The organism is Pseudomonas sp. R1-18 (genome assembly GCF_051132095.1).
Classification (GTDB): Bacteria; Pseudomonadota; Gammaproteobacteria; order Pseudomonadales; family Pseudomonadaceae; genus Aquipseudomonas.
This window is the reverse complement of sequence record NZ_CP071658.1, coordinates 1,656,099-1,679,745: the sequence shown is the minus strand read 5'-3', so window position 1 is coordinate 1,679,745 and position 23,647 is coordinate 1,656,099. Positions and strand designations below refer to the sequence as shown.

The window sequence follows — 23,647 nt, the reverse complement described above, 5'->3', positions numbered from 1 at the left end:
GTCGTAGCAAGCTCGCTCCCACAGGATCTGTATTTATTCGGTCATCAGCACGCCGCGCTTGATCTGGTCGCGCTCGATGGATTCGAACAGCGCCTTGAAGTTGCCTTCGCCAAACCCGTCATCGCCCTTGCGCTGGATGAACTCGAAGAACACAGGCCCCATGAGGGTTTCGGAGAATATCTGCAACAGCAGCCGTTGCTCGCCATTGGCGGAGCTGCCATCGAGCAGAATGCCGCGTGACTTGAGCTCGGCTTCCGGCTCGCCATGGCCCGGCAAACGACCTTCAAGCATTTCGTAGTAGGTGTCCGGCGGCGCGGTCATGAAGCGCATACCGGTCGCTTTCAGCGCATCCCAGGTCTTGATCAGGTCATCGGTGAAAAAGGCGACGTGCTGAATGCCCTCGCCGTTGAACTGCATCAGAAACTCTTCGATCTGCCCGGCGCCCTTGGATGATTCCTCGTTGAGCGGGATACGGATCATGCCGTCCGGAGCGCTCATGGCCTTGGACGTAAGGCCCGTGTACTCGCCCTTGATATCGAAATAGCGCAGCTCGCGGAAGTTGAACAGCCGCTCGTAAAAGCTGGCCCAGTAGGCCATGCGACCGCGATAGACGTTGTGGGTGAGGTGGTCGATGAATTTCAGCCCTGCGCCGACAGGCTGGCGGTCCACGCCTTCGATGAAATTGAAATCAATGTCGTAGATCGAGGTGCCTTCGCCGAACCGGTCGATGAGATACAGCGGCGCGCCGCCGATGCCTTTGATGGCCGGCAGGCGCAGCTCCATTGGGCCGGTGGCGATCTCGACCGGTTGCGCGCCCAGCTCCAGCGCGCGCTTGTAGGCCTTGTGCGAATCCTTGACGCGAAACGCCATGCCGCACACCGACGGCCCATGCTCAGCGGCAAAGTAGGAGGCGAGGCTATGCGGCTCGTTATTGAGGATCAGGTTGATCGCGCCCTGGCGATAGAGCACCACGTCCTTGGAGCGATGGACCGCGACTTTGGTGAACCCCATCATTTCGAAGACGGGTTCCAGCACCCCGGGAGTGGGCGACGCGAACTCGATGAACTCGAAGCCCATAAGGCCCATTGGGTTTTCGTATAGATCAGCCATGACTGGCTCCTTGCAGGAAAGTGAAAGTGCGTAAGCGACGAATCACAATCCTGCGGGCGGCGCGCAGGGTATACCCCGCACGCTGCGTGCGAGGAAGTCACCAAAGATCAATTGCAGGCCAAGAATTTTCATGACTTCAGCCTACTCCGGCTTGTCAGGTTGCGCATCAGGGTGCGCGATACGAAATGCCGGGTGGTCCGAAGCACTGGCTTGAACCCGAAGGATACGGGGATAAGGTGCAAGATCGACATTGAAACGTCGCGCCGCGTACAGCTGCGGCAGCAGATAGACGTCCGCCACGCTCGGCGACTCGCCAAAGCAGAACGGATGGCCATCGATCAACTGCTCCACCGCCGTCAAGCCTTCGCTTATCCAGTGCGTGATCCAGTCGCTCACTGTTGCCTCATCGTGCTTCAAACCGCGCAAACGATTGAGGACCGACACGTTGTGCAACGGATGGATGTCGCAACCGATCAACGCCGCGACCGCGCGTTGCCGGGCGCGCAGCACCAGATCCGTGCCCAGCAACGGCGGTTGCGGATAGCGCTCTTCGAGGTATTCGATAATGGCGCAGGACTGGGTCAGCACTTGGCCACCGTCCAGCCTCAGGGCCGGCACCCTGCCCTGCGGATTGACCGCACGGAACCGAGGCTGGTGTTGCTCGCCGCCCTCGCGCACAAGGTTCACAGGGATCGCATTGCAGTCCAGCCCCTTGAGGGCCAGCGCGATGCGGACGCGGTAGCTGGAGGTCGAGCGATAGTAAGTGAATAGGTCCACGCTGGATGCCTGTTTTTATTTTTCGTAAACCGATTACGTGATGCGTAAACTGCGGCAGCGGCGTCGGCTTGTCAAGGTGTTACCAGACTGCGCGTCCGGATGGCGGTCAGGTCCAGCCTTCAAGCCGCAACGTGGACCGCACCAGCCGTTGCTCTTCGTTTTCGATTTCCCGCAGGTTTTCGCAGATGCTCTGGATATGCGCCAGTGCCGCCTTGCGCGCCTGCTCCGGCAGACGGCCCGTCACAGCGTTGTACAAGCGGGCATGCTGGCGATCGATCTGGCGCTTTTGCGGTGCGCGGTGGTAGAGATTGTTGACTGACGCGAACACCGTGTTGAGCAGCAGGTCAGTCAACGACCGCAGCGTTTGCACCAGCACCGGGTTGTGCGACGCTTCGCATATCGCCAAGTGAAACGCGTGATCCAGCCGTGCGTGTTCGCCGGGGGTCAGGTCGTTATCCTGAGCGGCGACCAGCGCGTCGTAGCTGCGGGTGATGAGCACGAAATCGGCGTCGGTGCCGCGCAACGCGGCGAGGCGCGCCGATTCACCCTCCAGCAGGCTGCGTACTTCAAACAGGTCAAACAGCGTGCGCGGCTGGGATGCGAAAAGATGCATCAGCGGCGAGGCTGGCGGATGAGCGTTCATCCGCGCCACGATCGATCCCTTGCCCTGTGTGGTTTCGATGATGCCCCGAACCCGGAGGATTTTCAGACCCTCACGCAACGCCGTCCGCGACACGCCGAGCTTTTCGGTCAGACGCCTTTCGGAAGGGAGCAACTGGCCTACTTTAAGCACGCCATCCACGATCAGCCGTTCTATGCGTTCGCAAACGACGTCGGCGACCTGCGTGGGCCGCTTGTCTGAAACAGTGTCCATGGAGCGCTCCTGTCCGATAATTCTTAGCAGTGAATGCTGGCGACATCCCGCACTCATCACTGGTATGACCAGCTGGACCACAGGTCCATGTGCCCAGCGGCCCCTTCTCAACCTCATGTTCTACAAGAACTTTTGCCGCGAAAGTGACGTGCAGCGTTTTAGAAACTGGTTCGACCACGCGCATCAGCCATGGACACTACCGCCGCGAACGCCAATCATGCAAGACAACCGCTAGCCCGATAAAAACAACACTGGGTTGCACATGAATATTCTCTACGACGAACGTATCGACGCCCCCCTGCCGGTTGTCGATAAGCAGCAGCTGCTTGATGAATTGCATCGGCAACTGCCTGACCTGGATATCCTGCACCGTCTCGAAGAGCTCAGGCCGTACGAGTGCGACGGCCTTTCGGCCTATCGCACCACGCCGATGCTGGTTGCCCTGCCCCGGCACATCGAGCAAGTGCAGACGCTGCTCAAGCTCTGCCACCAGCGCGGCGTTCCGGTCGTCGCCCGTGGCGCTGGCACTGGCCTGTCGGGCGGCGCGCTGCCGCTGGAACAAGGCGTACTGCTGGTCATGGCGCGCTTCAACCAGATTCTGGAAATCGACCCCGCCGCGCGCCTTGCCCGTGTTCAGCCCGGCGTGCGCAACCTTGCCATTTCTCAGGCGGCAGCGCCTCACGGCCTGTATTACGCGCCGGACCCTTCCTCGCAGATCGCGTGCTCGATCGGTGGCAACGTCGCGGAAAACGCCGGCGGCGTGCATTGCCTCAAATACGGCCTGACTGTCCATAACCTGCTCAAGGTCGAGATTCTTACCGTCGAAGGCGAGCGCATGACCCTGGGCAGCGATGCGCTGGATTCTCCCGGTTTCGATCTGCTGGCACTGTTCACCGGCTCCGAAGGGATGCTGGGTATCATCACGGAAGTCACGGTCAAACTCCTGCCCAAGCCGCAGGTTGCCAAAGTGCTGCTGGCAGCGTTCGATTCGGTGGAAAAGGCCGGTCGCGCCGTGGGCGATATCATCGCCGCCGGGATCATCCCCGGCGGCCTGGAGATGATGGACAACCTGGCGATCCGGGCGGCGGAAGATTTCATTCATGCGGGTTATCCGGTGGACGCCGAGGCCATTCTGCTCTGCGAACTGGACGGGGTCGAAGCCGACGTCCACGCCGACTGCGACCGGGTGCGCGAGGTGCTGACCCGCGCCGGCGCCACCGAGGTGCGTCAGGCCAGGGACGAAGCCGAGCGGGTTCGCTTCTGGGCGGGACGCAAGAATGCGTTTCCGGCGGTGGGTCGTCTGTCGCCGGATTATTACTGCATGGACGGCACCATCCCGCGTCGCGAACTGCCGGGCGTGTTGCGCGGCATCGCCGAATTGTCCGGGGAATACGGTCTGCAGGTCGCCAACGTGTTCCACGCCGGTGACGGCAATATGCACCCACTGATCCTGTTCGACGCCAACCAGCCCGGCGAACTGGAACGCGCGGAAGCGCTGGGCGGAAAGATTCTGGAACTGTGCGTCAAGGTCGGCGGCAGCATTACCGGCGAGCACGGGGTCGGCCGGGAAAAAATCAATCAGATGTGCGCGCAGTTCAACAGCGACGAGTTGCAGCTGTTTCATGCCATCAAGGCCGCTTTCGACGCCAACGGCCTGCTCAACCCCGGCAAGAACATTCCGACCCTGCACCGCTGCGCCGAATTCGGTGCCATGCACATCCATGCCGGGCAATTGCCCTTCCCTGAACTGGAGCGTTTCTGATGCCGACGACTGAAGATCTCGACGCCAGCGGCGCATTGCTTCAGCAAGTCAACGAGGCGCTGGCCAACAGCACGCCACTGCGCATTCAGGGCGGCAACAGCAAAGCATTTCTGGGGCGCAACGTGGCGGGTGAGATCATCGAAACCCGCGAGCACCGGGGCATCGTCAGCTACGACCCGACCGAACTGGTGATCACCGCTCGCGCCGGGACACCGTTGACCGAGCTGATGCAAGCGCTCGACGCGGCCGGGCAGATGCTGCCATGCGAGCCACCCTGCTTCAGCGAGGTGACAGGAAGCAGCGAAGCGACGCTGGGCGGAATGGTGGCTGCCGGTCTGTCCGGCCCACGCCGACCATGGAGCGGTTCGGTGCGTGATTACGTGCTCGGCACTCGGGTCATTACCGGCCACGGCAAACACCTGCGCTTTGGCGGCGAGGTGATGAAAAACGTGGCCGGCTACGACGTCTCGCGCCTGATGGCCGGCAGTCTGGGCTGCCTCGGCCTGCTGACTGAAGTGTCGCTCAAGGTGCTGCCCAAACCGCGAGCATGCAGCAGCGTCACCCTTGAACTCGACGCCGATCGGGCGCTGAACGCCCTGGCGGAATGGGGCCAGCAACCGGTGCCGATCAGCGCCGCCAGCTACGATGGCCGCCTGCTGCGCTTGCGACTCGAAGGTGGTGAAGGCTCGGTCGCGGCGGCCCACGAGCGTCTGGGCGGTGAACTCACCGACCCGGCTTACTGGCAGGAGCTGAATGAACAGCGTCTGCCGTTTTTCCTCGACGCGCGCCCGTTGTGGCGCCTGTCGGTGCCAAACAACACCGGAGTGCTCCGGCTTCCCGGGGACCAGCTGATCGACTGGGGAGGCGCGCAGCGCTGGCTGAAATCCGACGCCAGCGGCGAAACGATTCGAGGCCTGGCCACTGCCGTCGGCGGCCACGCTACCTGTTTCAGCCCCGGTCAGGATGAGCATCCCTACCCGCCGCTGGCAGGGCCGCTGTTGCGCTATCACCAACAGCTCAAGAATCGGCTGGACCCTAAAGGTATTTTCAACCCCGGCCGAATGTACGCGGAGTTCTGAACCATGCAGACCACACTGAGCGAACAGGCCAGGCACCTGCACCGCGCCGAGGAAGCCGAACGCATTCTGCGCAGTTGCGTGCATTGCGGCTTCTGCAACGCCACCTGCCCGACCTATCAACTACTGGGCGACGAACTGGACGGCCCGCGCGGGCGCATCTACCTGATCAAGCAGGTGCTCGAAGGCAACCCGCCCACCGAAAAAACCCAACTGCATCTGGATCGTTGCCTCAGCTGTCGCAACTGTGAGACGACCTGCCCGTCGGGTGTGGACTATCACAACCTGCTGGATATCGGCCGTAGCGTGGTGGACGCCGCGGTGCCGCGCTCACTCGGCCAGCGCTTGCTGCGAGAGAGCCTGCGCCGCGTAGTGCCGGACGCCGGGCTGTTCAAATCCCTGACGCAATTGGGCAACACATTTCGCCCGCTGCTGCCGGGCAGCCTGAAGGCCAAGTTGCCGAACGCAATTGTCGCGCCCGGCACACGGCCCGCGCCACGGCATGAGCGTCGCGTGCTGATGCTCGAAGGCTGCGTGCAGCCCGGCCTGTCCCCCAATACCAATGCGGCAACCGCCCGGGTACTGGACCGCCTCGGAATCAGCGTGACCCCGCTGCGGGAAGCCGGGTGCTGCGGCGCGGTCGACTATCACCTTGATGCTCAGGAAGCCGGGCTCGCCCGGGCCCGTCGCAATATCGACGCCTGGTGGCCCGCCCTGCAAAACGGGGCCGAAGCGATCATCCAGACGGCCAGTGGCTGCGGCGCCTTCGTCAAGGATTACGGCCATCTGCTGCGCGACGATTCGGACTACGCCGACAAGGCTGCACAGGTCAGTGCGCACGCCAGGGATCTGGTTGAACTCATGCGCGACCAGCCGCTTGAGGACCTCGCCGTGAAAACCGATATGCGCCTGGCGTTCCATTGCCCCTGTACCCTTCAACATGCGCAGAAGCTCGGTGGCGAGGTGGAACGTGTATTGTCTCGTCTTGGCTTCAACCTCACCGCAGTGCCGGACGGGCATTTGTGTTGCGGTTCGGCGGGAACCTATTCCATTACTCAGCCGCAGTTGGCACGCCAACTGCGTGACAACCGGATGAATGCCCTTGAAAGCGGCAAGCCAGAGGTTATCGCCACCGCCAACATCGGTTGCCAGACCCACCTGGCGGGCGCGAACCGCACACCGGTGCGGCACTGGATCGAACTGGTCGACCAGGCGCTTACCCATTCTTGAGACCCTGACCACCTGCACGGAGATGTCCATGAAAACCAAAGCCGTACTGACCCAGACCGAAGTCAGCCTGATGCTCGCCGCCGCCCGCCAGGAAGCGAGCGCCCAGGGCTGGGCGGTGTCCATCGCGATTGTCGACGACGGCGGGCACCTGCTGGCCTTCGAACGCCTGGATGAAGCGGGCGCGATCAGCAGCTATATCTCCATCGAAAAAGCCCGCACTTCAGCGCTTGGGCGTCGGGAATCCAAGGGTTACGAAGAGATGGTCAACGGCGGCCGCACCGCGTTCCTCAGCGCCCCGCTGCTGACTTCCCTGGAAGGCGGCGTTCCGGTGATCGTCGATGGCCAGGTCATCGGCGCGGTGGGCGTCTCCGGCGTCAAGGCCGAGCAGGACGCGCAAGTCGCGAAGGCAGGCGTCGCGGCGCTGAATGCGGGTTGACATGTGGGAGGCCGCGACCAAGGTCGCTCCCACATGACTGCGCATCACACAGCCTGCCGTATCTGTGGGAGCCAGCTTGCTGGCGAAGACGGCGTTCCCGACACAGTACATCTGTTGTTCTGACCATCCTCGCGACCGAGGTCGCTCCCACATGACTGCGCATGACACAGGCTGCCGCCTTCGAAGAACAACCCTATAGGAGCCTTTTGATGACCGATTTCTGTAAGTGCCAACGCCTGACCGTCGCGGTCGAACTGCAACGATTCATCGACGAGGAAGTGCTGCCCGGCACTGGCCTTGCCGTCGATGAGTTCTGGGAAGGTTTCGATGCGCTGGTGCATGAGCTGGCACCGCGCAACCGTGAGCTGCTGGCCGAGCGCGACCGCCTGCAGGCCGAGCTGGACAAGTGGCATGCGGCGCATCCCGGGCCTGTCACCGATATGCCTGCCTACCGCGATTTTCTACAGTCGATCGGCTACCTGCAGCCCGTTCCGGAGCAGGTTCGGGCCACCACCTGCAACATCGACCTGGAAATCAGCGAGCAGTCCGGGCCCCAGCTGGTGGTTCCGGCCAGCAACGCTCGCTACGCACTGAATGCCGCCAATGCCCGCTGGGGATCGCTGTACGACGCGCTTTATGGCACCGATGCCATCTCGACTTCGCAGGGCGCCGAGATCAGCGCCGGTTACAACCCGCTGCGCGGCGCCAAGGTCATTGTGTTCGCCCGAGAACTGCTCGATCAGGCCGCGCCGCTGGCCTCTGGCAGCCATGTCGCCGCACGCAGCTACCGGATTACAGACGGGCAACTGCGCGTCCAGCTGATCGACGGTAACGAAACCGTACTGCGCCAGCCGGAAAAATACGTCGGCTATCAGGGCCGCCCCGAGCAACCGAGTGCAATCGTGCTGCGCAACAACGGCCTGCACATTGAAATCCAGTTCGACCCTCAGCACGCCATCGGCAGCACCGACGTTACCGGGATCAAGGACCTGCTTCTGGAGTCGGCGCTGTCGACCATTATCGACTGCGAAGACTCCGTCGCTGCCGTGGACGCTGGCGACAAAGTGGCGGTCTATCGCAACTGGCTGGGGCTGATGAAAGGCGATCTGACCGAAACACTGGTCAAAGGCGGCAAGACTCTGACCCGCCGCCTGAACCCGGACCGCGCCTACCACGCCGCCAACGGTGGCGAGTTGAAGCTTCCGGGGCGCTCGCTGCTGTTCGTGCGCAATGTCGGGCACCTCATGAGCAATCCGGCCATCGTCGATCATGAAGGCCATGACATTCCCGAAGGCATTCTCGACGGCGTGGTTACCAGCCTGATCGCCCTGCACGACCTGAGCCGGCGCGGCAATTCGCGGGCCGGCAGCATTTACATCGTCAAACCCAAGATGCACGGCCCGGATGAAGTGGCCTTTGCCGATCAACTGTTCGGCCGCATCGAGGACTTGCTCAAGCTGCCGCGCCATACGGTGAAGATGGGCATCATGGACGAGGAGCGCCGTACCAGCGTCAACCTCAAGGCCTGTATCAATGCCGCTTCGGCGCGGGTTGCGTTCATCAATACCGGCTTCCTGGACCGCACCGGCGATGAGATTCACAGCTGCATGGCCGCAGGGCCGGTGCTGCGCAAGGCGGACATGAAGAACACCCCGTGGATAAAGGCCTACGAGCGCAGCAATGTGCTGGTCGGTCTGGCCTGCGGTCTGCGCGGTCGGGCGCAGATAGGCAAAGGCATGTGGGCCATGCCGGATCGCATGGCGGACATGCTTGAGCAGAAAATCGCCCACCCGAAATCCGGCGCGACCACCGCCTGGGTGCCCTCGCCCACCGCCGCCACGTTGCACGCGCTGCATTATCACCAGGTCGACGTGCGGGCTGTTCAGCAGGAACTTGAACAAGTGAACCTCGCCGAGGTGAGCGACGGGTTGCTCAACGATCTGCTGACGATCCCGGTCGCTGCCGACCCGCAGTGGACGCCGGAACAGATTCGCGAGGAGCTGGAAAACAACGCGCAGGGACTGCTCGGTTATGTGGTTCGCTGGGTCGAACAGGGCATCGGCTGCTCCAAGGTTCCGGATATTCATAATGTCGGGCTCATGGAAGACCGTGCCACGCTGCGCATTTCCAGCCAGCACATGGCGAACTGGCTACGCCACGGCGTGGTCAGCCGCGAACAGGTGCAGGGTGTTCTGGAGCGCATGGCCAAAGTGGTCGACAAGCAGAACGCCGGCGACGCGCACTACCGGCCGATGGCCCCGGATTTCAACGAGTCGGTGGCGTTTCAGGCGGCTTGCGCGCTGGTATTCGAGGGTTGCGATCAGCCGGCCGGGTACACGGAGCCGTTGCTGCATCGCGCACGGCTGACGTTCAAGGCGCGTCGCTGAACCGCCGCAGCTGAGGTTGCGGACACGTACGCAAGGGTGATCAACAATTCGCCCTTGCGCAGCGGTTTGCGGGTCGACTCACAGCGCATAAAGGGAAATCCACTGCAGGCCCGAGTGGGTCGTATATAAGCGGGTGCCATCGGCGCTCAGCACGGAACCGGAAGCCGAGGGCAGCGAGGCGACGCATGTCGCCTTGTAGTCATAGGTATCGATTCGATAAAGATCGCCTTCACAGCCATGCATTGCGTAAACATGGTGGCCGTCCGGAGTGACACCGATAACTTCAACCGGATACCCGGGCATACCCAACTCCACAATACGAAACAGCTTGTACGTGACTGCATCCACGAAATACACGCCGTTGCGCCCGCCCACATAAAGAACATTGGCGTCCGGGCTTGTCACCATGGACTGCGGCTCGCGAAAGCCCGGGATATCGATCTGTGAATAATCGGTGGTGTCGATGACCGATACCCGTGTGCTGTCCTCGCTGTTGCCCCGTACCGATGCGTAGACGAGCGTGCTGTCCGCGCTGATCGCCAGCACCAAGCTGGTATCGGCTCGGGTGCCAAGGTCGAAATCGTTTTCACAACTGTAGTCATACCGGTCGACCAGGCGAATCAAGCCGTCTGGTGAGTATTCGAACGACAGCCCGAGAAACCGGCCATTGGGGCTGCAGACAATTCTGTTCACGCCACGGGACGGAATGGTATCGATGACTTCGTGGCTGTAAGTGTCGATGACGTAACAGCAGGTGGTTCCCACCGTATACAGTTTGGCGCCGTCAGGGCTGAGGGTGATATCGCCGGCCCCGGTGCGGTGAATCTGTCGCGTGATGCTATTGGTCGCGATATCAATAACGCTGACTGCCTGTCCGTCAGCGTGGGCAACAAAAAGTGTTTTTTCGTCATGACTGATAGCGATTTCCCGCGGGACGAAATCCAGGGGGATTATTCCGACAAGCCATGCGGTATCAAGCGGTACCGTAGTGCCAATGGAATCAGTCATTTGGGCAGAGGCGCTAAGGTTCTGCGAGGCTCTTTTGTGCATTTCACTCACCAATGAGTAGGTCTTTCGCAAGACCGCGACAATGGGGAAGAGGAAAAAAAATAATCCCCATCAAAAATCGATGCGGGGTAATGCCGGTAAGCCGATCGGATCCAAATGTAAGGTCATTGAATACTCAACCGATGGGCTTGGGTACTGTCAGAAATGACAGTCATCGCAGGCAAATCGCGCAGCTCGCCGGGGTATGCCGCAGCGAAAGGCACCGTGCTCCCGGCCCAGACCTCTCCGGAACTCACGCCGAACCAGGCCCGCCGTTGGTCAGTGACCGTGCGGCAGGCGTCAGGAGCTTTCGCGGGTGACCAGTTCGAAACCCAGATCGACCTGCGCACGCTGGTCCACACCATCAAGCAGCCCCAGAAGCAGGTGCGCCGCGCGCTGACCGACTTCCTGGCGCGGCGTGCGGATGGATGTGAGCCTGGGGACCATATGCGCCGATCCCGGCAGGTCATTGAAGCCGACCAGCGACACCTGCTGCGGAATGCGAATACCCAGGCGCAATGCTTCCAGTGCCGCACCCTGGGCAAGGTCGTCATTACAGAAGAACACTCCGTCCACATCCGGGTGCTCGCGCAGCAGGCGCGCGAACAGCTCACTGCCCAGGCCTATAGAGGACGGCAGCGGCGAACTCATCTGAAGTGCCGGATCGAACCTGCCGGCCTCTTCAAGCACCCGCCGAAACCCTGCGCCTCGCTGCAACACGCGCGGGTCAAGCTGTGCCGCCACGTACGCCAGGCGCGTGCGGCCACGTTCGAGCAGATGGCTGGCCGCGGCGGCGCCGGCGCGCTCCTGGGAAAAGCCCACGCAGTAACCGCCCCGTCCGCCATCAAGCTCCATCATGTGCACGCAGGGTACGCCGCTGGCCTCCAGCAACTGGCGGGACGCCGCGGTGCGGTCGAAGCCTGTCAGCAGGACGCCGCGCGGACGATTGACCAGATGAGTGCGCAGCAGCTTTTCTTCTTCCTCGGGCGAGTAGTGATAATTGCCGATCACAACGTCCAGACCGCGCACACCAAGCACGTCCTGAATGGCCTCCAGGGTTTCGATGAACAACTGGTTCGAAAGCGACGGGACCAGCACCACCACCGTCTGGCTGCGCGAGGACGCCAGGGCCCGCGCTGCGGGGTTCGCGACGTAGCCCAGCGACAGCGCCGCAGCCCTTACTTTCTCGACAAGCTCGGGCGCCACGGTCGGTATTCCGCGCAGTGCACGTGAGGCGGTAATCGGAGAAACGGCGGCCAATTGCGCCACTTCGTTGAGGGTCGGACGACCGGTGGAACGGGAACCGATGCGGATCATGCGTTGCCAACTAACATAAGGGTTGCCAAATATGACACATGCCCCCTAAGGTAGCGCTGTCTCAGGGACCGTGACAATGCTTATCGCTGGCAATATACCGCTCGACCGGGCCGCACGGAGAGTCGCTTGCGATGGATAACGCAGAATTCAAAACAACGACAAGAACTGGAGCGGCCTTGGCCGGACGTCCTGTCCACCGGCCAAAGACAGCGCTGTCTTCAGTCGAGGTACCTACATTGTGACAACTGCTAATTCTGCTATTACCGCCGTGGTAGTGATGGGCGTTGCCGGCTGCGGCAAAAGCGTCATCGGTGCCCAGATCGCTCTGAACAGCGGCGGTCGCCTGATCGAAGGCGATGCGTTTCATCCCCAGGCCAACATCGACAAGATGAGCGCCGGCACTCCTCTGGACGATAACGACCGCGCCGGCTGGCTGACCCGCCTCGGCGAAGAGATGGCGGCTGCCTTGCGCAACGGCGAACGTCCGGTGCTGACCTGCTCGGCCCTCAAACTCAAATACCGCGAGCGCCTGCGTCAGGCCGTACCCGGCCTGGGCTTTGTCTTCCTGGAACTGAGCAAGGACATGGCTACCGAACGGTGCGCGCAGCGGCCAGGGCACTTCATGCCGGCCAGCCTGGTCGACAGCCAATTCGCGACCCTCGAAGCGCCGTATGGCGAGGACCGGACGCTGGTGGTGGATGCGACTCAGCCTATCGACGCCATCGGCCAGCAAGCCGCGGCTTGGTGGAAAGCGTCGCATGCCAGCTAAAGGCGTGAGTGCGAAAGACAGCGCTATCTTGCTTGCAGCGCGTGTTACAGCTCCCAAAAAACAACGATAACCGGAGAGACATCCCCATGTTCGGTATGACCCACGAGACGTATCTGCTGATCGATGCTCTGGTGACCATCATTGGCCTTGTGCTGCTGATCACCAAATTCAAGGTTCACCCCTTCGTCGCCCTGACCCTGGCTGCCGGCTTTCTGGGCCTGACCTCCGGAATGCCGGTGGAAAAAGTCATGAAATCCTTCCAGGACGGCTTCGGCGGCGTACTGGGCTTCGTCGGCATCATCCTTGGCCTGGGCACCATGCTCGGCAAACTGATGGCCGACTCCGGCGGCGCCGACCAGATCGCGCAGACGCTGATCCGTGTCTTCGGCAAGCAGAAGGTCCACTGGGCGATGATGTTTTCCGCCTTTCTGGTGGGCATCCCGCTGTTCTTCGAGATCGGCTTCGTGCTGCTGATCCCGTTGGTGTTCATCGTCGCGCGTCGCACCGGCGTATCGATCGTCAAGATCGGTATCCCGCTGCTCGCAGGTCTGTCGGCAGTCCACGGGCTGGTGCCTCCGCACCCGGGTCCGCTGCTGGCCATCGGCATCTTCGGCGCGGACATCGGCAAGACCATTTTCTACGGTCTGATCGTTGCGTTGCCGACCGCCGTCATTGCAGGTCCGATCTTCGGCAAATGGATTTCGAAGCATATTCCGGGCACTCCATCTCAGGAACTGATGGACCAGATTGCCAAGGAATCGAGCACCGAAAACCTGCCCGGCTTCGGCATCACGCTGGTGACCATCCTGTTGCCAGTGTTCCTGATGCTGCTCAAGACCTTCGCTGATGTGGTACTGCCGGAAAATCACATCTTCCGCATCTGGATGGACCTGATCGGTCACCCGATCACCGCCCTGCTCGCCGCGCTGCTGCTGGCGTTCTACACCTTCGGCGCCGCGCGTGGCTTTGACCGCGCCAAGATCATGAAGCTGCTGGATCAGAGCCTGGCGCCGGTTGCCGCCATCGTGCTGATCGTCGGTGCCGGCGGTGGCTTCAAGCAGATGCTTGTCGCCAGCGGCGTCGGCGATGTGATCGGCCATATGGCGGTACAGGCGCAGATCAACCCGATCATGCTGGCCTGGCTGGTTGCCGCGGTGATCCGCATTGCCACCGGCTCCGCCACCGTCGCCACCATCACCGGCGCCGGCATCGTGGCTCCGGTGGTCGGCCTGATCCCGGGCGTCAATCGCGAACTGCTGGTCCTGGCCACCGGTGCCGGCTCGCTGATTCTGTCGCACGTGAACGACGCAGGTTTCTGGCTGGTCAAGCAGTACTTCAACATGACTGTGACCGAGACGTTCAAGACCTGGACGGTCATGGAAACCATCCTTTCGGTGGTCGGCCTGATCTTCATCATGCTGCTGTCAATGGTGATCTGATCGTCTGATCGATCCCCGGCAACTCGCCCAGAGCTGCCGGGGAATTCCCTCGCTTCCCGCGCCCCCGCGTGCTCCCCGGCCACCTCGCCAGGCTCTGTCCGGCAACGTCCACTGCCCCTGCCAACCGCTGCGGTTGCAGTTTCCTACATACCCGTACGCCTTCTCCGGCCAATTCCTCGGATAGCTCAGGCAATGTTACAGACTTGTGCCTACGCTTATATGCGTCGGAGCGTTGCAGCCGACAACCTCTCTCCGTAACCCGATGGCCCCTCGGAGGTGCGCCGCTGTTCACGTTACTTTTTACCTTTCACCAGTAAACACGGGCATTTCCGTGCCGAAACGGGCAGAATTGGCGCACTCGTCGTATCGCTGATGCAAATCTCGATGACAGGAAAATGACCCGAGGGAATTAATTTCAATCAAGTGGCGTCCTATAACGGATGCATGCATTTGGATGTACTCGGCAACAATCACTACGCAAAGGCAAACGCCAGCCTCTTGATAGAGGCGTTACAAGAGGCCATCAAGGAAAAGATTATGTTGATACTCACTCGCAAAGTAGGCGAAAGCATAAACATCGGTGATGAGATCACCGTAACCATTCTTGGCGTTCAAGGGCTGCAAGTCCGGTTGGGCATCAATGCACCCAAAAATGTGTCAGTACACCGCGAAGAGATCTACAAACGTATCCAGGCAGAACTGGCACCTCAGCAAGAGCCACAATAAGTCCCCGCACCAACTCCCCCTTATTCGATGCCGACCTGCCCATGCCACCGGGCAGGTCCGCCCCACGGCGCCACGAGAGCGCCGTTTTTTATGCCCGCGCCAAGCCCCACGCTCGGCACCCGACCATTGGTCACCCGCCCGGAACGTCCCGGAAAATTTGGCAGTCCACCGCAGGTAAGCATGCAGATCGATGCCAGCCCGTTGTGCGCAGTGAGCCGAGCATTTTCTTTCCGGTAGCAACCAAACGGTGAATGACAATGGCAAACCCCAATGAAAGCTCTACGACCCCGAATGCCTCCGGTGATCAGTCGGCCCAGGATACGCGCCAGGTGCTGAAGGAAGATCTGTCGGGCGCGGTAGAACACGTCAAGGAACAGGCCGGTGCGCAGATCGACCAGTACAAGGACACGGCGGCGGACCAGCTTGAAAGCATTGCCCAGACCGCTCAGTCCGCGGCGCAGCAGATGGAAGCCCATGACACGTTGGGGCTGTCCGGCTACGTGGCAAACGTTGCCGGCCAGATGACCAGCCTGGCAGACGGACTGCGCAACCGGAATGCCGAGCAACTGCTTCAGGACGCCGGCCGCCTGGCCCGTGACAACCCGATGCTGTTCCTGGCCGGCAGCGTCGCCTTGGGGCTCGGCCTGTCGCGGCTGTTCAAGGCGTCGGCACCCTCGACCTCCTCATGGACCTCGCCCGACGCCCAGGATTTCTCTGACAGCGGCTTCGCGAACGACGCTTCCGACGCGCCGTACGATCCGATCAGCCCTTCGACCCTGGCAGCCGAAGAGATGGTCGCCACCCATCCGCATAACGACGATGTTCTGCACAGCGCACGGCCCGGTACAGGTATCCCTGATCGTCCGAGCGGTCTGGACCGCGCGGCGGACTTCGATGACGAACCGCCCAGAGCCGGTTCGCCGCTGACAGGCATGCCCAGAGGAGACGTGTGATGACCACACCCACTACCCCTCCCGATGCGACACCGGAGGGCGAAACTTCAGTGATCGGGCTCATCCGGCAACTGGCCCACGAGGTCCCCGCGCTGGTTACCAAAGAGATCGCGCTGGTCAGGGCCGAATTGCGTGAATCGGTTCAGGGCGTCAAGCAAGGGGCAATCGCCGTCGGCGGCGGTGCCATCGTCATGCTCGGCGGCTTGATCACGGTGTTGCTGGCGGGCGTGTATGCCCTGTCGAATGTCCTGGCGCCCTGGCTGTCAGCCCTGATCGTCGGCGTAGCAGCGCTGGTAATCGGCTTTTTCATGGTCCAGGCGGGCAGCAAAAGGCTGGAGCCGTCCAACCTGACACCCGAACGCGCCGCCAGCGCACTGCAGAAAGACAAGGAAGCTATAAGGAGCAAGGTCTCATGAGCATAGACAGCAGCTTTGACACCCCGGAACACTTCACGCTGGAGTCGCAGACCATCAACAGCCAGCGCGGCGGATTCACTACACGCCTGCTGCGCGACCAGCCTCTGGTGGCTGCGGCTATTGGCATCGCCTTCGGCGCGTTGATCGGCGCGGCCTTGCCGATCAGTGCCCGCGAGAAGCAGCTGGCCAGTCAGGCGCGTGCCCGATTGATGGAGCACAACCCGCTTGCGGCAGACCGCCAGAGTAGCGACGCCACGTCGGGCGCCGCGGATACGACCGGCATGCCCGGCGCTGAAGGCAGCGACATCGTAGGCCACCCCACGACCGGAGATCCCAAGGCCGCCCAGGGCCCGGGCTCGTCGTCGGGCCTGGGATAATGAAAACGCAAACGGCCCTCAAAGAGGGCCGTTGTTTTATCCAGCTACTGCGTTGTCAGCGCGCCGCAGAAAGTCGCTGTACGATCTTGTCCTTCACCAGCAAGCGTTTTTCCTTGAGTTTCTTCAGCTCGTCGTCACCCGCTCCACCCGCCGATCCTTTTTCGGCATCGAGTACGTTCAGATCCGCCTCGTCGTATTCACTGAGCAGTTGCTGCAGCTTGGCGTCGCTCCGGCTGCGCTCAGCGACTTCATCCTTGGTCAACTTCAAATCCGCGAACAAATCGTGTTTGACTGGCATGACTCGCATCTCCTTTATGACTCGACGTTACCCGATCCGGCCCGCACAGGTGGGTGGGCAGGTCTGCCGGGCAGGGACTCTACTGCTCGCGCCGACGGCGGGCTTCATAGGCTCTGAGGTGGGTACAGGCGAAGTCCAGCACCGACGGGGACGGCGCCAAAAGGCCCAGTTCTTCCCGCCTGGCTAAAAGATCGCCAAGAATCTGTTCGACCTCGGTGGATACCCCCCGTTCGATATCTCTGAGCATCGAAGCTGTGAGCTTCGAACCCGGCTCGGTGAGGATCCTGAGAAAACGCTCGCGCACCGCGGGGCTCGGGGCAAAGCCAGCAGCGGTGGCGACACCGACGCATTCGGCCATCAGGCTGAGGATCATCCCGTGACCGCCGGCCTCCAGCACGTCGCCAATGGAGGCGCGCATTGAGGCAGTAATGCCCGCTCCGGTGGCGATGAAACACCACTTGTCCCACATGTCCTGAAGGATGTGCTGGCTGAGATTGGCTTCGAAGCCGGCATCGGCCAGCGCCTCGGCGACCCGCAGGATGCGGGGCGTCACGCCGCCGCTCGTCTCGCCGAACGAAAGCTGGCTTGTACTGTTGAGGTGCAGAATGGCGCCGGTCGAGTCGCGGTCCAGCGAAACCAGACACTGGCCGCCCAATACCGCATCCATGCCGAAGCGCCCGGCCAGCCGGTCCAGATGGGCCAGGCCGTTGAGCAAGGGCAGGATCGAGCTATGCGGGCCCACCGCCGGAGCGAAGGCATCCATGGCTGCCTCAAGGTCATACGCCTTGCAGCACACCAAGACCAGGTCGTAGTGCTGATCAAGCTGATGCGCCAGAACGACGGGTGGCGCCGGGTACTGAAAGTTACCGGTCGAGCTGCGTACCACAAGTCCATCGCGCGCCAGCTCATCAGCCCGCTCCGGTCGAGCCAGAAAAACTACCGCGCGTCCGGCTTCAAGCAAGAGACCACCAAAATAGCCACCGGTCGCCCCGGCTCCCACGATCAGGATACGCATGGCCGATCTCCTGTCTGTGCGCATTGCGTTACCGCGAGCGTAGAGCAAGTTTCAACCCGGCTCAATGAAGCACAGACCAGCGCATCGCCCGGCTTCAGGCCGTAGAGCGGGTTTCCGCCTGGCGGCTCGCGATAATCCGGGACGCGTTGAGTGCCGCCGCCCGATTGCTTTGCCGCGCCAGCACCGCTTCGATGACCGCCCGGCTGGCGTCGTGGTGAAACTGCCAGACGCCGTAGATCCGTCCATCGAAAGAAGGTTCGCTGCCCAGCAGCGGGTCAACACCGAGCCCCGCACCCAGCCCGAACAGGTACAGGCCGTGCAGGCGCCGGCCACCGCGCTCGACGGGACAGCCCGACGTATCCGAATCGAGCCCGCCCTTGGTTTCGCGCAGCACCATGGCGCTGCCGTCGCTGTGACGCAGCGTTGGCAACCGCGGCTGGTAACCGGTGCATTGCACAACCACGCAGGAGTCAGCCAACGCCGCTCTGGCTTTCTCGAAATCGCCCGGCTTGCCGCCGTCTGTCTGCAACAGCTGAACCCGCACGCCGGTCTTGCCGACCCGCCCGCTCTTGAGCGCTTCGCGGCCGATGTCCAGCGCCCGGTAGCGCAGGCCGCCGGAGCGATTGATTCGTCCGGAAACGGGGCATACGTCGCGCACCGGATCGAATGCGTAACCGGCGGCAATCGCCTCTTCCGCGCTTTCATAGAACAGCCGGATCTGTGAGCGGTGGATCAGCGTCAACTCCTGCAGGCCGGCGAATTCAAGGGCATCGGCCAGGTTCTCCAGCATGGAAAAGGCACTGTGAGAGCCGCCGACTACGGTAATCCGCCCATCACTGGCCAGCGCCGGGGCAAACACTTCCCGCAACTGAACGCCGTTCATGCGCAACAGCCGGTCGGAACTCTGAATATTCACGGCAGGGCTCAGCGGCAATTTCTGTTCGGCGAGGCTGCGAATCAAATGCTGCGGCTCCTGGCACCCGCCTAGGTTGAGGACCAGCGTCTGGCACCGGATCAGCCGGGCGCAGCCTTCGGTCTCGACCCGGACGCAGTATTCGTCCTCGTCGCAGATGACCTCGGTGATCGTGGTGCTGTGCCAGATTTTCACCCCGTAGCGGCGGGCTATGTGGTCAAGCACCAGACGCGAGGCTTCGGCCATCAATATGCCGACGTCCGCAAGAGGCGGCGCGCTCTGTGCCTGGCCGCGAATGCGCCAGTAGGCAGGCGAGTATTCCAGTGGCTCGAACACGTCGCGCAGCGCCGGATCGCGCAGGCAGTCGATGAATACGTCACCCACCGAGTTCGCAGTGATGCGGTACTGCCCCAGCATGCCGGTCCCTGGCGTATCACTTGAATCGATCACAACCAGGCCATTGGTCGCCAGATCGGTCAGGCTGCCGCTTTTGAGTGCGTTGAACAAAAAACCCATGCCCGCTACGCCTGCACCACCGACCACGCACCCGCAGCTGGTTTCCAAATGATCTTCAAACATCATGATGCTCCCTGTCATATCAACACTTAGGTGCACTCCAGAAGTTCTGGGCGAGCGAATACCTGGCGATTAATACGAACCAGCGTTCATGCACGTTCTCGAAGAAACAAAACAACTTTTTCTGAATAGGTAAAAACAAGTAGTGCCAAACGACATGTCAAAAAACGACCGGACACTTCGGCCGCCATCCGGCGATGGTGCGCCTGCGTTCATGAGAAATAAGAATTTGCCGTTCAGCAGCGCAAGCTACCGCCGGACCAGGAATGCGTCTGGATCAGGCATAGGGGTAATAGTCTTGCGAGGAGAATGATTTGATAGTTGCAGGGATTCTGGAGGGTGTCAAATTACTATCTAAGCCATGCTTCGATCTTTCGATAACTCCATAAGCCATTGATAATAAAGCGATAATTCTTTTTTTTCATCTGCGCTGTTTCGATCTTTCGAGCTCTTGGCCGGCACGGCGGGTTCAATTTATTTTTCCATCGCCCGCGAGGATTTTCACGGATAACCAGCGTCAGCCATTTGACCATCGCGGCGCAGCCCATATGGTAAGACTGCGTATCTCGCCCATACCAAAAACCCCGGCCTTCACAGGCCGGGGTTCCAGGAAAATCAGGGAGCAGCAGGAAAATCAGGCAGTTCGATACTGCGCTTGGGCAGGCGCACCATGAGCCAGCTCATCACGCAACTCGGCAACAAGATTGGAGATGTCGCGGCTGCTGTTGAGGCGGTTGATCGAAATGCCGGTGACCAGCAGATCAACACGGCTGGAAGCAGGGTCAACGATCTGCACCGTCATTGAGTGGTCTGGAGCCACGGTGCAGGTGCAGCGTAACGGAAGGAACGCGCCTTCAACGATGCTGCGCAGCTCCAGGGTAGACAGTCCGATCATTTTGTTATCTCCATATTAATAATGTAAGCGCTGCCATAAAGACAGTTTCAACGGTTCGTATCTAACAACGAGGCAAGGCATGCCATTGCCCGCCAATTGATTGTCGCCACTTACTTGATCCGTCCGCACCGTTATACCCCCGGCCAACCATGCAGGCAACTTGCCTTTGAGCGAGCATTTAATGCATTGACCCATGACAATAATGATGTTTTCCGGAAAAAACGTTTCATCTAGGCGGGTTTGGCTGTTTTTTACCCGATCAGGGACGGTTTTTACGAGGCAAGGTCTTTGTGTCGACGCTGAAGCGCCAGACGAACGGCAGCCTGAACCCATGCTCAGCCAGCTCCATGGCGGCAGTGTCGTGAGGTTTTTACGGTAACAGTCCGAACCCGACGCTCAGACTGCGCAGCGGACTCATTCGTTCGAGCTGGCCAGACGCAGATGGATAACCGCAACCCGAGCGCCGTGTTTGTCACGGCGCTCTTCGATCGCGAACGGACGGAAACCCATCCGCGGGTAGAACAACAATCCCGGCACATTGTGGTTGTAACAGGATGCGGTCAGCTCCCTGGCTTCATGCTTGTCAAAGGCAATGTCCATCATGCAGCTGATCATGTAGCGCCCCACCCCTTTGGATCGGGCCTTCGGGGCGATGATCACGTTGCCCAGCGAGCAGCGTCCGCGAAATTCACAGCGTGAAAAGTTGGCGTACCCCACGACCTCGCCATTCATTTCAATCACCGTGGAGTCATACCGCGACTCCAGCGCGTCACGCAGCTGTGACGGCGTCAATGGGAAAACCGCTCTGGGGAACATGTAGAACAGCTCGTCGGCATTTTGTGGCAGTTCACATACGACAGCGATGTCTTTTTCTTCCAGGGGGCGATGTAGAAACATTGAGCGGTAACCTTTTGAAGAAAATGAAGAAGCAACGATAGAGACTATAAGCGAAGCCGCAAATAACGCACTGTCAGGCGACAGAATTCACATGGCTATCCATACAGCAAGCAGCCGGAAGAGAGCAAGGGCGCAGGGTTTAATAACAAACGGGACTAAAGTCGTATCTCATTCACGCTACCCTTCAATCACATGCCGCAACTCATTGAAGTCTGGGGAATTCTCCGGTATGCCGCGCGCGGGGCACGGTGATGAGTGGTCGGCACTTGCTGGGGTTCAAGTCGTGAGCTTGTAAACAGGACTCGGCGCCCGGGTTTACCAAGAGCGATGTACCCACACGTCCAGTACGGAGTAAACGACCATGGTCTCACCCAATGACACTTATGTCGGCGCCGAGCAACAAGCGGGAAATCTCTCAGGGGTGTCCTGGGGCGCGATATTCGCAGGCGCTGCCGCCGCCGCCATCATGTCCATGCTGCTGTTGATGCTCGGCATCGGGCTGGGCTTTTCCGCGGTTTCGCCTTGGGGCGACGAAGGTGCCAGCGCCAAAACACTTGGAATTTCGACGGTCATCTGGCTGGTTATCGTGCAGATAGTGTCCTCCGGACTCGGCGGTTATCTGGCGGGCCGGCTGCGGGTCAAATGGGTCAATGTGCACGACGATGAAGTGTACTTTCGCGACACCGCCCACGGGTTCCTGGCGTGGGCCGTTGCCACGCTGCTGGCGGCCAGCCTGATCGTCGGATCGGCGGCAGGCGTGGTGGGTGCCGGCGTAAGGGCTGGCGCTAGCGCGGCATCGGGCGCGGCAAGCGCAGTCTCGCAAGCGGCGGGTGGTGCAGCCAGTAACGTGAGCGGCCAGGACTATTCGTACTTTGTCGACAGACTGTTCCGTGCCGACAACCCCTCATCGGCCAGCGATGACGAAGTTCATACGGTGGTGCTGCGGGTTTTCACCCGGACCCTGAACAACAACGGCCAGATGAGCCCGGAAGACCGCACCTACCTGGCGCAACTGGTCGCGCAGAAGACCAACCTCAGCCAGCCGGACGCAGAGCGTCGGGTCGATGAGGTTTATGGCCAGGCGCTCAAATCGGTCGAAGACGCGAAGAACACCGCCCGGGAAGCCGCCGATACGGCAGCGACGGTCGCCGCCGGCACTGCCTTGTGGACATTCGTCACCCTGCTGTTAGGCGCATTCTTTGCCAGCCTTGCCGCCATCTATGGCGGCCGCCGTCGCGACGCATCTGTCACCACCACCGACTACACCACAAGAACTGTCCGTTAATCTGGAGAAAACAAATGCGCTCAATATTGCTGTGGATGCTCGGCATACCTATTCCGATCATCATTTTGATCGCCCTGTTCATGAATTGATGTTTCACTCCGGCGCCGCTTCCCCCTGTGGGGAAGCGGCTTTTGCATGTGTCCGAGACGCCGTGCGGGCGGCAAGGACAGTTACGCCCGCCAGGGTAATCGCCGACCCTGCTACTGCCCAGCCGGTCATCGCTTCGCCGAACTGGATGCTGGCCCACACCAGGGTCACCAGAGGCGTCAGGAACATTGCCGCACTGACGGTCTGCACCGAATAACGCTGCAGACAGATCCAGTAGAAACCATAACCACCCAGCGTCGAAAACACGGCCAGCCAGCCCACGCCGGTGATGAACCCTGCGCTGGCTACCGGATTGAGCGTTCCTTCCTGCCAGGCGAGCAGGGCAAAAACCGGCAGTGTTGCGCAAATCTGAATGAACAGCCCGCCAATGGCCGGTACGTTGGCAGTACTCGCGCGTCTCTGAAACAGGCTCGACCCGGCCAGCGAGACCACACCGAGAACGGGCAGCAGGTACAACCAGTAGGCTGAGCCCTGCCCCTGCAAATCGGGAACGCTGGCGACCACCATGCCCGCCAGGCAGATCGCGAAACCCCCGGCCTGGCGAAGGGTGGTTCGTTGCTCCGGGGCCCATAACGACAATGTGACGATGGCCACCGGCAGCAGGTTAGCAATCAGCGCTGTGACGCCAGGCGCCAGGCCCCACTCGATAGCCTTGGCAATGGGCGTGATGAACCCGGCGATGGCGAACACGCCTACCCAGGCCTGGCCGGCAATGGCCCGCCCGCTCATTGAGCGCAGGGCGCTCCACCCCCACGGCAGTAACACTACAGCGGCGAGCACAAACCGCCAGAACGTGGCCAGCATCACACCGCTCTGGTCCGCCGCGTACCGATAGCCGATGAATCCGGAGCTCCAGCTCACCACCATTGCCGTTAACAGCGATCCGCCAATCAACCATGGAAAAATCGTCGTTGCCTGGGTGCCCGCCTGTCGCTTAGCCATGCCGTGCTCCTTTCGTCACCTG

At 61.1% G+C, this 23,647-nt stretch carries 23 protein-coding genes; 12 read left to right on the top strand and 11 right to left on the bottom strand.

Translation table 11 applies throughout. From position 1 onward, the window contains the following. Positions 1–33 precede the first annotated feature (33 nt). From hppD to glcC, 3 genes are all read right to left on the bottom strand, one after another. Positions 34–1,110, bottom strand: a complete 1,077-nt coding sequence (hppD, locus tag J3P77_RS07855) for a 4-hydroxyphenylpyruvate dioxygenase (RefSeq protein ID WP_434680894.1) — start codon at positions 1,108–1,110, stop codon at positions 34–36. Between the two features lie 141 nt (positions 1,111–1,251). Then, the gene (maiA, locus tag J3P77_RS07850) at positions 1,252–1,887 is read right to left on the bottom strand and encodes a maleylacetoacetate isomerase (RefSeq protein ID WP_434680892.1); all 636 of its coding nucleotides are present in this window, start codon (positions 1,885–1,887) and stop codon (positions 1,252–1,254) included. Between the two features lie 106 nt (positions 1,888–1,993). Next, complete coding sequence (gene glcC / locus J3P77_RS07845) at positions 1,994–2,761, bottom strand: transcriptional regulator GlcC (RefSeq protein WP_434680890.1); 768 nt, start codon at positions 2,759–2,761, stop codon at positions 1,994–1,996. Between the two features lie 262 nt (positions 2,762–3,023). Here glcC and glcD point away from each other — a divergent pair, with 262 nt between their 5' ends. The 5 genes from glcD to J3P77_RS07820 all read left to right on the top strand — a co-directional run bounded on the left by glcD (position 3,024) and on the right by J3P77_RS07820 (position 9,652). Further along, positions 3,024–4,523 carry a glycolate oxidase subunit GlcD gene (glcD, locus tag J3P77_RS07840; protein WP_434680888.1) on the top strand — a complete coding sequence of 500 codons (1,500 nt, stop codon included), beginning with the start codon at positions 3,024–3,026 and terminating at the stop codon, positions 4,521–4,523. After that, a complete protein-coding gene (gene glcE / locus J3P77_RS07835; protein ID WP_434680886.1) occupies positions 4,523–5,602 on the top strand; it encodes a glycolate oxidase subunit GlcE in 1,080 nt (359 codons plus the stop codon). Before glcD ends, glcE begins: the two co-directional genes overlap by 1 nt. Before the next feature lie 3 nt (positions 5,603–5,605). Beyond that, on the top strand, positions 5,606–6,829 hold the full coding sequence (gene glcF / locus J3P77_RS07830; protein ID WP_434680884.1) for a glycolate oxidase subunit GlcF: 1,224 nt from the start codon (positions 5,606–5,608) through the stop codon (positions 6,827–6,829). Between the two features lie 28 nt (positions 6,830–6,857). Further along, a complete protein-coding gene (locus J3P77_RS07825) occupies positions 6,858–7,265 on the top strand; it encodes a heme-binding protein (protein ID WP_434680883.1) in 408 nt (135 codons plus the stop codon). A gap of 209 nt (positions 7,266–7,474) precedes the next feature. Next, positions 7,475–9,652 carry a malate synthase G gene (locus J3P77_RS07820; protein WP_434680881.1) on the top strand — a complete coding sequence of 726 codons (2,178 nt, stop codon included), beginning with the start codon at positions 7,475–7,477 and terminating at the stop codon, positions 9,650–9,652. A gap of 78 nt (positions 9,653–9,730) precedes the next feature. On the opposite strand, the gene J3P77_RS07815 is transcribed toward J3P77_RS07820, so the two are convergent. Both J3P77_RS07815 and J3P77_RS07810 read right to left on the bottom strand, forming a co-directional pair. After that, positions 9,731–10,702: a YncE family protein gene (locus J3P77_RS07815; RefSeq protein WP_434681924.1), complete on the bottom strand. Its 972-nt coding sequence runs from the start codon at positions 10,700–10,702 to the stop codon at positions 9,731–9,733. A 297-nt stretch (positions 10,703–10,999) separates the two neighbouring features. Next, positions 11,000–12,016 carry a LacI family DNA-binding transcriptional regulator gene (locus J3P77_RS07810; protein WP_434680879.1) on the bottom strand — a complete coding sequence of 339 codons (1,017 nt, stop codon included), beginning with the start codon at positions 12,014–12,016 and terminating at the stop codon, positions 11,000–11,002. Between the two features lie 277 nt (positions 12,017–12,293). On the opposite strand from J3P77_RS07810, the gene J3P77_RS07805 reads away from it, so the two are divergent. The 6 genes from J3P77_RS07805 to J3P77_RS07780 all read left to right on the top strand — a co-directional run bounded on the left by J3P77_RS07805 (position 12,294) and on the right by J3P77_RS07780 (position 16,696). Continuing rightward, a complete protein-coding gene (locus J3P77_RS07805) occupies positions 12,294–12,785 on the top strand; it encodes a gluconokinase (RefSeq protein WP_434681923.1) in 492 nt (163 codons plus the stop codon). Between the two features lie 86 nt (positions 12,786–12,871). After that, complete coding sequence (locus tag J3P77_RS07800; RefSeq protein ID WP_434680878.1) at positions 12,872–14,224, top strand: GntP family permease; 1,353 nt, start codon at positions 12,872–12,874, stop codon at positions 14,222–14,224. A gap of 537 nt (positions 14,225–14,761) precedes the next feature. Beyond that, positions 14,762–14,950, top strand: coding sequence for a carbon storage regulator CsrA (gene csrA, locus J3P77_RS07795; RefSeq protein WP_125830898.1), 189 nt, complete (start codon positions 14,762–14,764; stop codon positions 14,948–14,950). Positions 14,951–15,207: 257 nt separating this feature from the next. Next, positions 15,208–15,903, top strand: a complete 696-nt coding sequence (locus J3P77_RS07790; RefSeq protein WP_434680877.1) for a hypothetical protein — start codon at positions 15,208–15,210, stop codon at positions 15,901–15,903. Then, positions 15,903–16,319, top strand: coding sequence for a phage holin family protein (locus J3P77_RS07785; RefSeq protein WP_434680875.1), 417 nt, complete (start codon positions 15,903–15,905; stop codon positions 16,317–16,319). The genes J3P77_RS07790 and J3P77_RS07785 overlap by 1 nt, the downstream gene beginning before the upstream one ends. Further along, the gene (locus J3P77_RS07780; protein WP_434680873.1) at positions 16,316–16,696 is read left to right on the top strand and encodes a hypothetical protein; all 381 of its coding nucleotides are present in this window, start codon (positions 16,316–16,318) and stop codon (positions 16,694–16,696) included. Before J3P77_RS07785 ends, J3P77_RS07780 begins: the two co-directional genes overlap by 4 nt. Positions 16,697–16,751: 55 nt before the next feature. Here the strand turns inward: J3P77_RS07780 and J3P77_RS07775 are convergent, their stop codons facing one another. The 5 genes from J3P77_RS07775 to J3P77_RS07755 all read right to left on the bottom strand — a co-directional run bounded on the left by J3P77_RS07775 (position 16,752) and on the right by J3P77_RS07755 (position 21,290). Continuing rightward, positions 16,752–16,994 carry a hypothetical protein gene (locus J3P77_RS07775; RefSeq protein ID WP_434680871.1) on the bottom strand — a complete coding sequence of 81 codons (243 nt, stop codon included), beginning with the start codon at positions 16,992–16,994 and terminating at the stop codon, positions 16,752–16,754. Positions 16,995–17,073: 79 nt separating this feature from the next. Then, positions 17,074–18,009, bottom strand: a complete 936-nt coding sequence (locus J3P77_RS07770; protein WP_434680869.1) for a ketopantoate reductase family protein — start codon at positions 18,007–18,009, stop codon at positions 17,074–17,076. 94 nt (positions 18,010–18,103) lie between these two features. Next, the gene (locus J3P77_RS07765; protein WP_434680867.1) at positions 18,104–19,501 is read right to left on the bottom strand and encodes a pyridine nucleotide-disulfide oxidoreductase; all 1,398 of its coding nucleotides are present in this window, start codon (positions 19,499–19,501) and stop codon (positions 18,104–18,106) included. Positions 19,502–20,132: 631 nt separating this feature from the next. Then, positions 20,133–20,393 (bottom strand): DUF1652 domain-containing protein, encoded by a 261-nt coding sequence (locus J3P77_RS07760; RefSeq protein ID WP_434680866.1) that lies wholly within the window; start codon positions 20,391–20,393, stop codon positions 20,133–20,135. A gap of 414 nt (positions 20,394–20,807) precedes the next feature. Further along, the gene (locus J3P77_RS07755) at positions 20,808–21,290 is read right to left on the bottom strand and encodes a GNAT family N-acetyltransferase (protein ID WP_434680864.1); all 483 of its coding nucleotides are present in this window, start codon (positions 21,288–21,290) and stop codon (positions 20,808–20,810) included. A gap of 361 nt (positions 21,291–21,651) precedes the next feature. On the opposite strand from J3P77_RS07755, the gene J3P77_RS07750 reads away from it, so the two are divergent. Then, positions 21,652–22,575 (top strand): hypothetical protein, encoded by a 924-nt coding sequence (locus J3P77_RS07750; RefSeq protein WP_434680861.1) that lies wholly within the window; start codon positions 21,652–21,654, stop codon positions 22,573–22,575. Positions 22,576–22,668: 93 nt separating this feature from the next. On the opposite strand, the gene J3P77_RS07745 is transcribed toward J3P77_RS07750, so the two are convergent. Then, positions 22,669–23,625: a DMT family transporter gene (locus J3P77_RS07745; RefSeq protein WP_434680860.1), complete on the bottom strand. Its 957-nt coding sequence runs from the start codon at positions 23,623–23,625 to the stop codon at positions 22,669–22,671. Positions 23,626–23,647 lie beyond the last annotated feature (22 nt).

Bases quoted from the DNA above. Each gene is read 5' to 3' on its own strand.
- hppD (WP_434680894.1), bottom strand. From the start codon at position 1,110: ATGGCTGATCTATACGAAAACCCAATGGGCCTTATGGGCTTCGAGTTC.
- glcC (WP_434680890.1), bottom strand. From the start codon at position 2,761: ATGGACACTGTTTCAGACAAGCGGCCCACGCAGGTCGCCGACGTCGTT.
- glcD (WP_434680888.1), top strand. From the start codon at position 3,024: ATGAATATTCTCTACGACGAACGTATCGACGCCCCCCTGCCGGTTGTC.
- glcE (WP_434680886.1), top strand. From the start codon at position 4,523: ATGCCGACGACTGAAGATCTCGACGCCAGCGGCGCATTGCTTCAGCAA.
- glcF (WP_434680884.1), top strand. From the start codon at position 5,606: ATGCAGACCACACTGAGCGAACAGGCCAGGCACCTGCACCGCGCCGAG.
- J3P77_RS07825 (WP_434680883.1), top strand. From the start codon at position 6,858: ATGAAAACCAAAGCCGTACTGACCCAGACCGAAGTCAGCCTGATGCTC.
- J3P77_RS07820 (WP_434680881.1), top strand. From the start codon at position 7,475: ATGACCGATTTCTGTAAGTGCCAACGCCTGACCGTCGCGGTCGAACTG.
- J3P77_RS07815 (WP_434681924.1), bottom strand. From the start codon at position 10,702: ATGCACAAAAGAGCCTCGCAGAACCTTAGCGCCTCTGCCCAAATGACT.
- J3P77_RS07810 (WP_434680879.1), bottom strand. From the start codon at position 12,016: ATGATCCGCATCGGTTCCCGTTCCACCGGTCGTCCGACCCTCAACGAA.
- J3P77_RS07805 (WP_434681923.1), top strand. From the start codon at position 12,294: ATGGGCGTTGCCGGCTGCGGCAAAAGCGTCATCGGTGCCCAGATCGCT.
- J3P77_RS07800 (WP_434680878.1), top strand. From the start codon at position 12,872: ATGTTCGGTATGACCCACGAGACGTATCTGCTGATCGATGCTCTGGTG.
- csrA (WP_125830898.1), top strand. From the start codon at position 14,762: ATGTTGATACTCACTCGCAAAGTAGGCGAAAGCATAAACATCGGTGAT.
- J3P77_RS07790 (WP_434680877.1), top strand. From the start codon at position 15,208: ATGGCAAACCCCAATGAAAGCTCTACGACCCCGAATGCCTCCGGTGAT.
- J3P77_RS07785 (WP_434680875.1), top strand. From the start codon at position 15,903: ATGACCACACCCACTACCCCTCCCGATGCGACACCGGAGGGCGAAACT.
- J3P77_RS07780 (WP_434680873.1), top strand. From the start codon at position 16,316: ATGAGCATAGACAGCAGCTTTGACACCCCGGAACACTTCACGCTGGAG.
- J3P77_RS07775 (WP_434680871.1), bottom strand. From the start codon at position 16,994: ATGCCAGTCAAACACGATTTGTTCGCGGATTTGAAGTTGACCAAGGAT.
- J3P77_RS07770 (WP_434680869.1), bottom strand. From the start codon at position 18,009: ATGCGTATCCTGATCGTGGGAGCCGGGGCGACCGGTGGCTATTTTGGT.
- J3P77_RS07765 (WP_434680867.1), bottom strand. From the start codon at position 19,501: ATGTTTGAAGATCATTTGGAAACCAGCTGCGGGTGCGTGGTCGGTGGT.
- J3P77_RS07760 (WP_434680866.1), bottom strand. From the start codon at position 20,393: ATGATCGGACTGTCTACCCTGGAGCTGCGCAGCATCGTTGAAGGCGCG.
- J3P77_RS07755 (WP_434680864.1), bottom strand. From the start codon at position 21,290: ATGTTTCTACATCGCCCCCTGGAAGAAAAAGACATCGCTGTCGTATGT.
- J3P77_RS07750 (WP_434680861.1), top strand. From the start codon at position 21,652: ATGGTCTCACCCAATGACACTTATGTCGGCGCCGAGCAACAAGCGGGA.
- J3P77_RS07745 (WP_434680860.1), bottom strand. From the start codon at position 23,625: ATGGCTAAGCGACAGGCGGGCACCCAGGCAACGACGATTTTTCCATGG.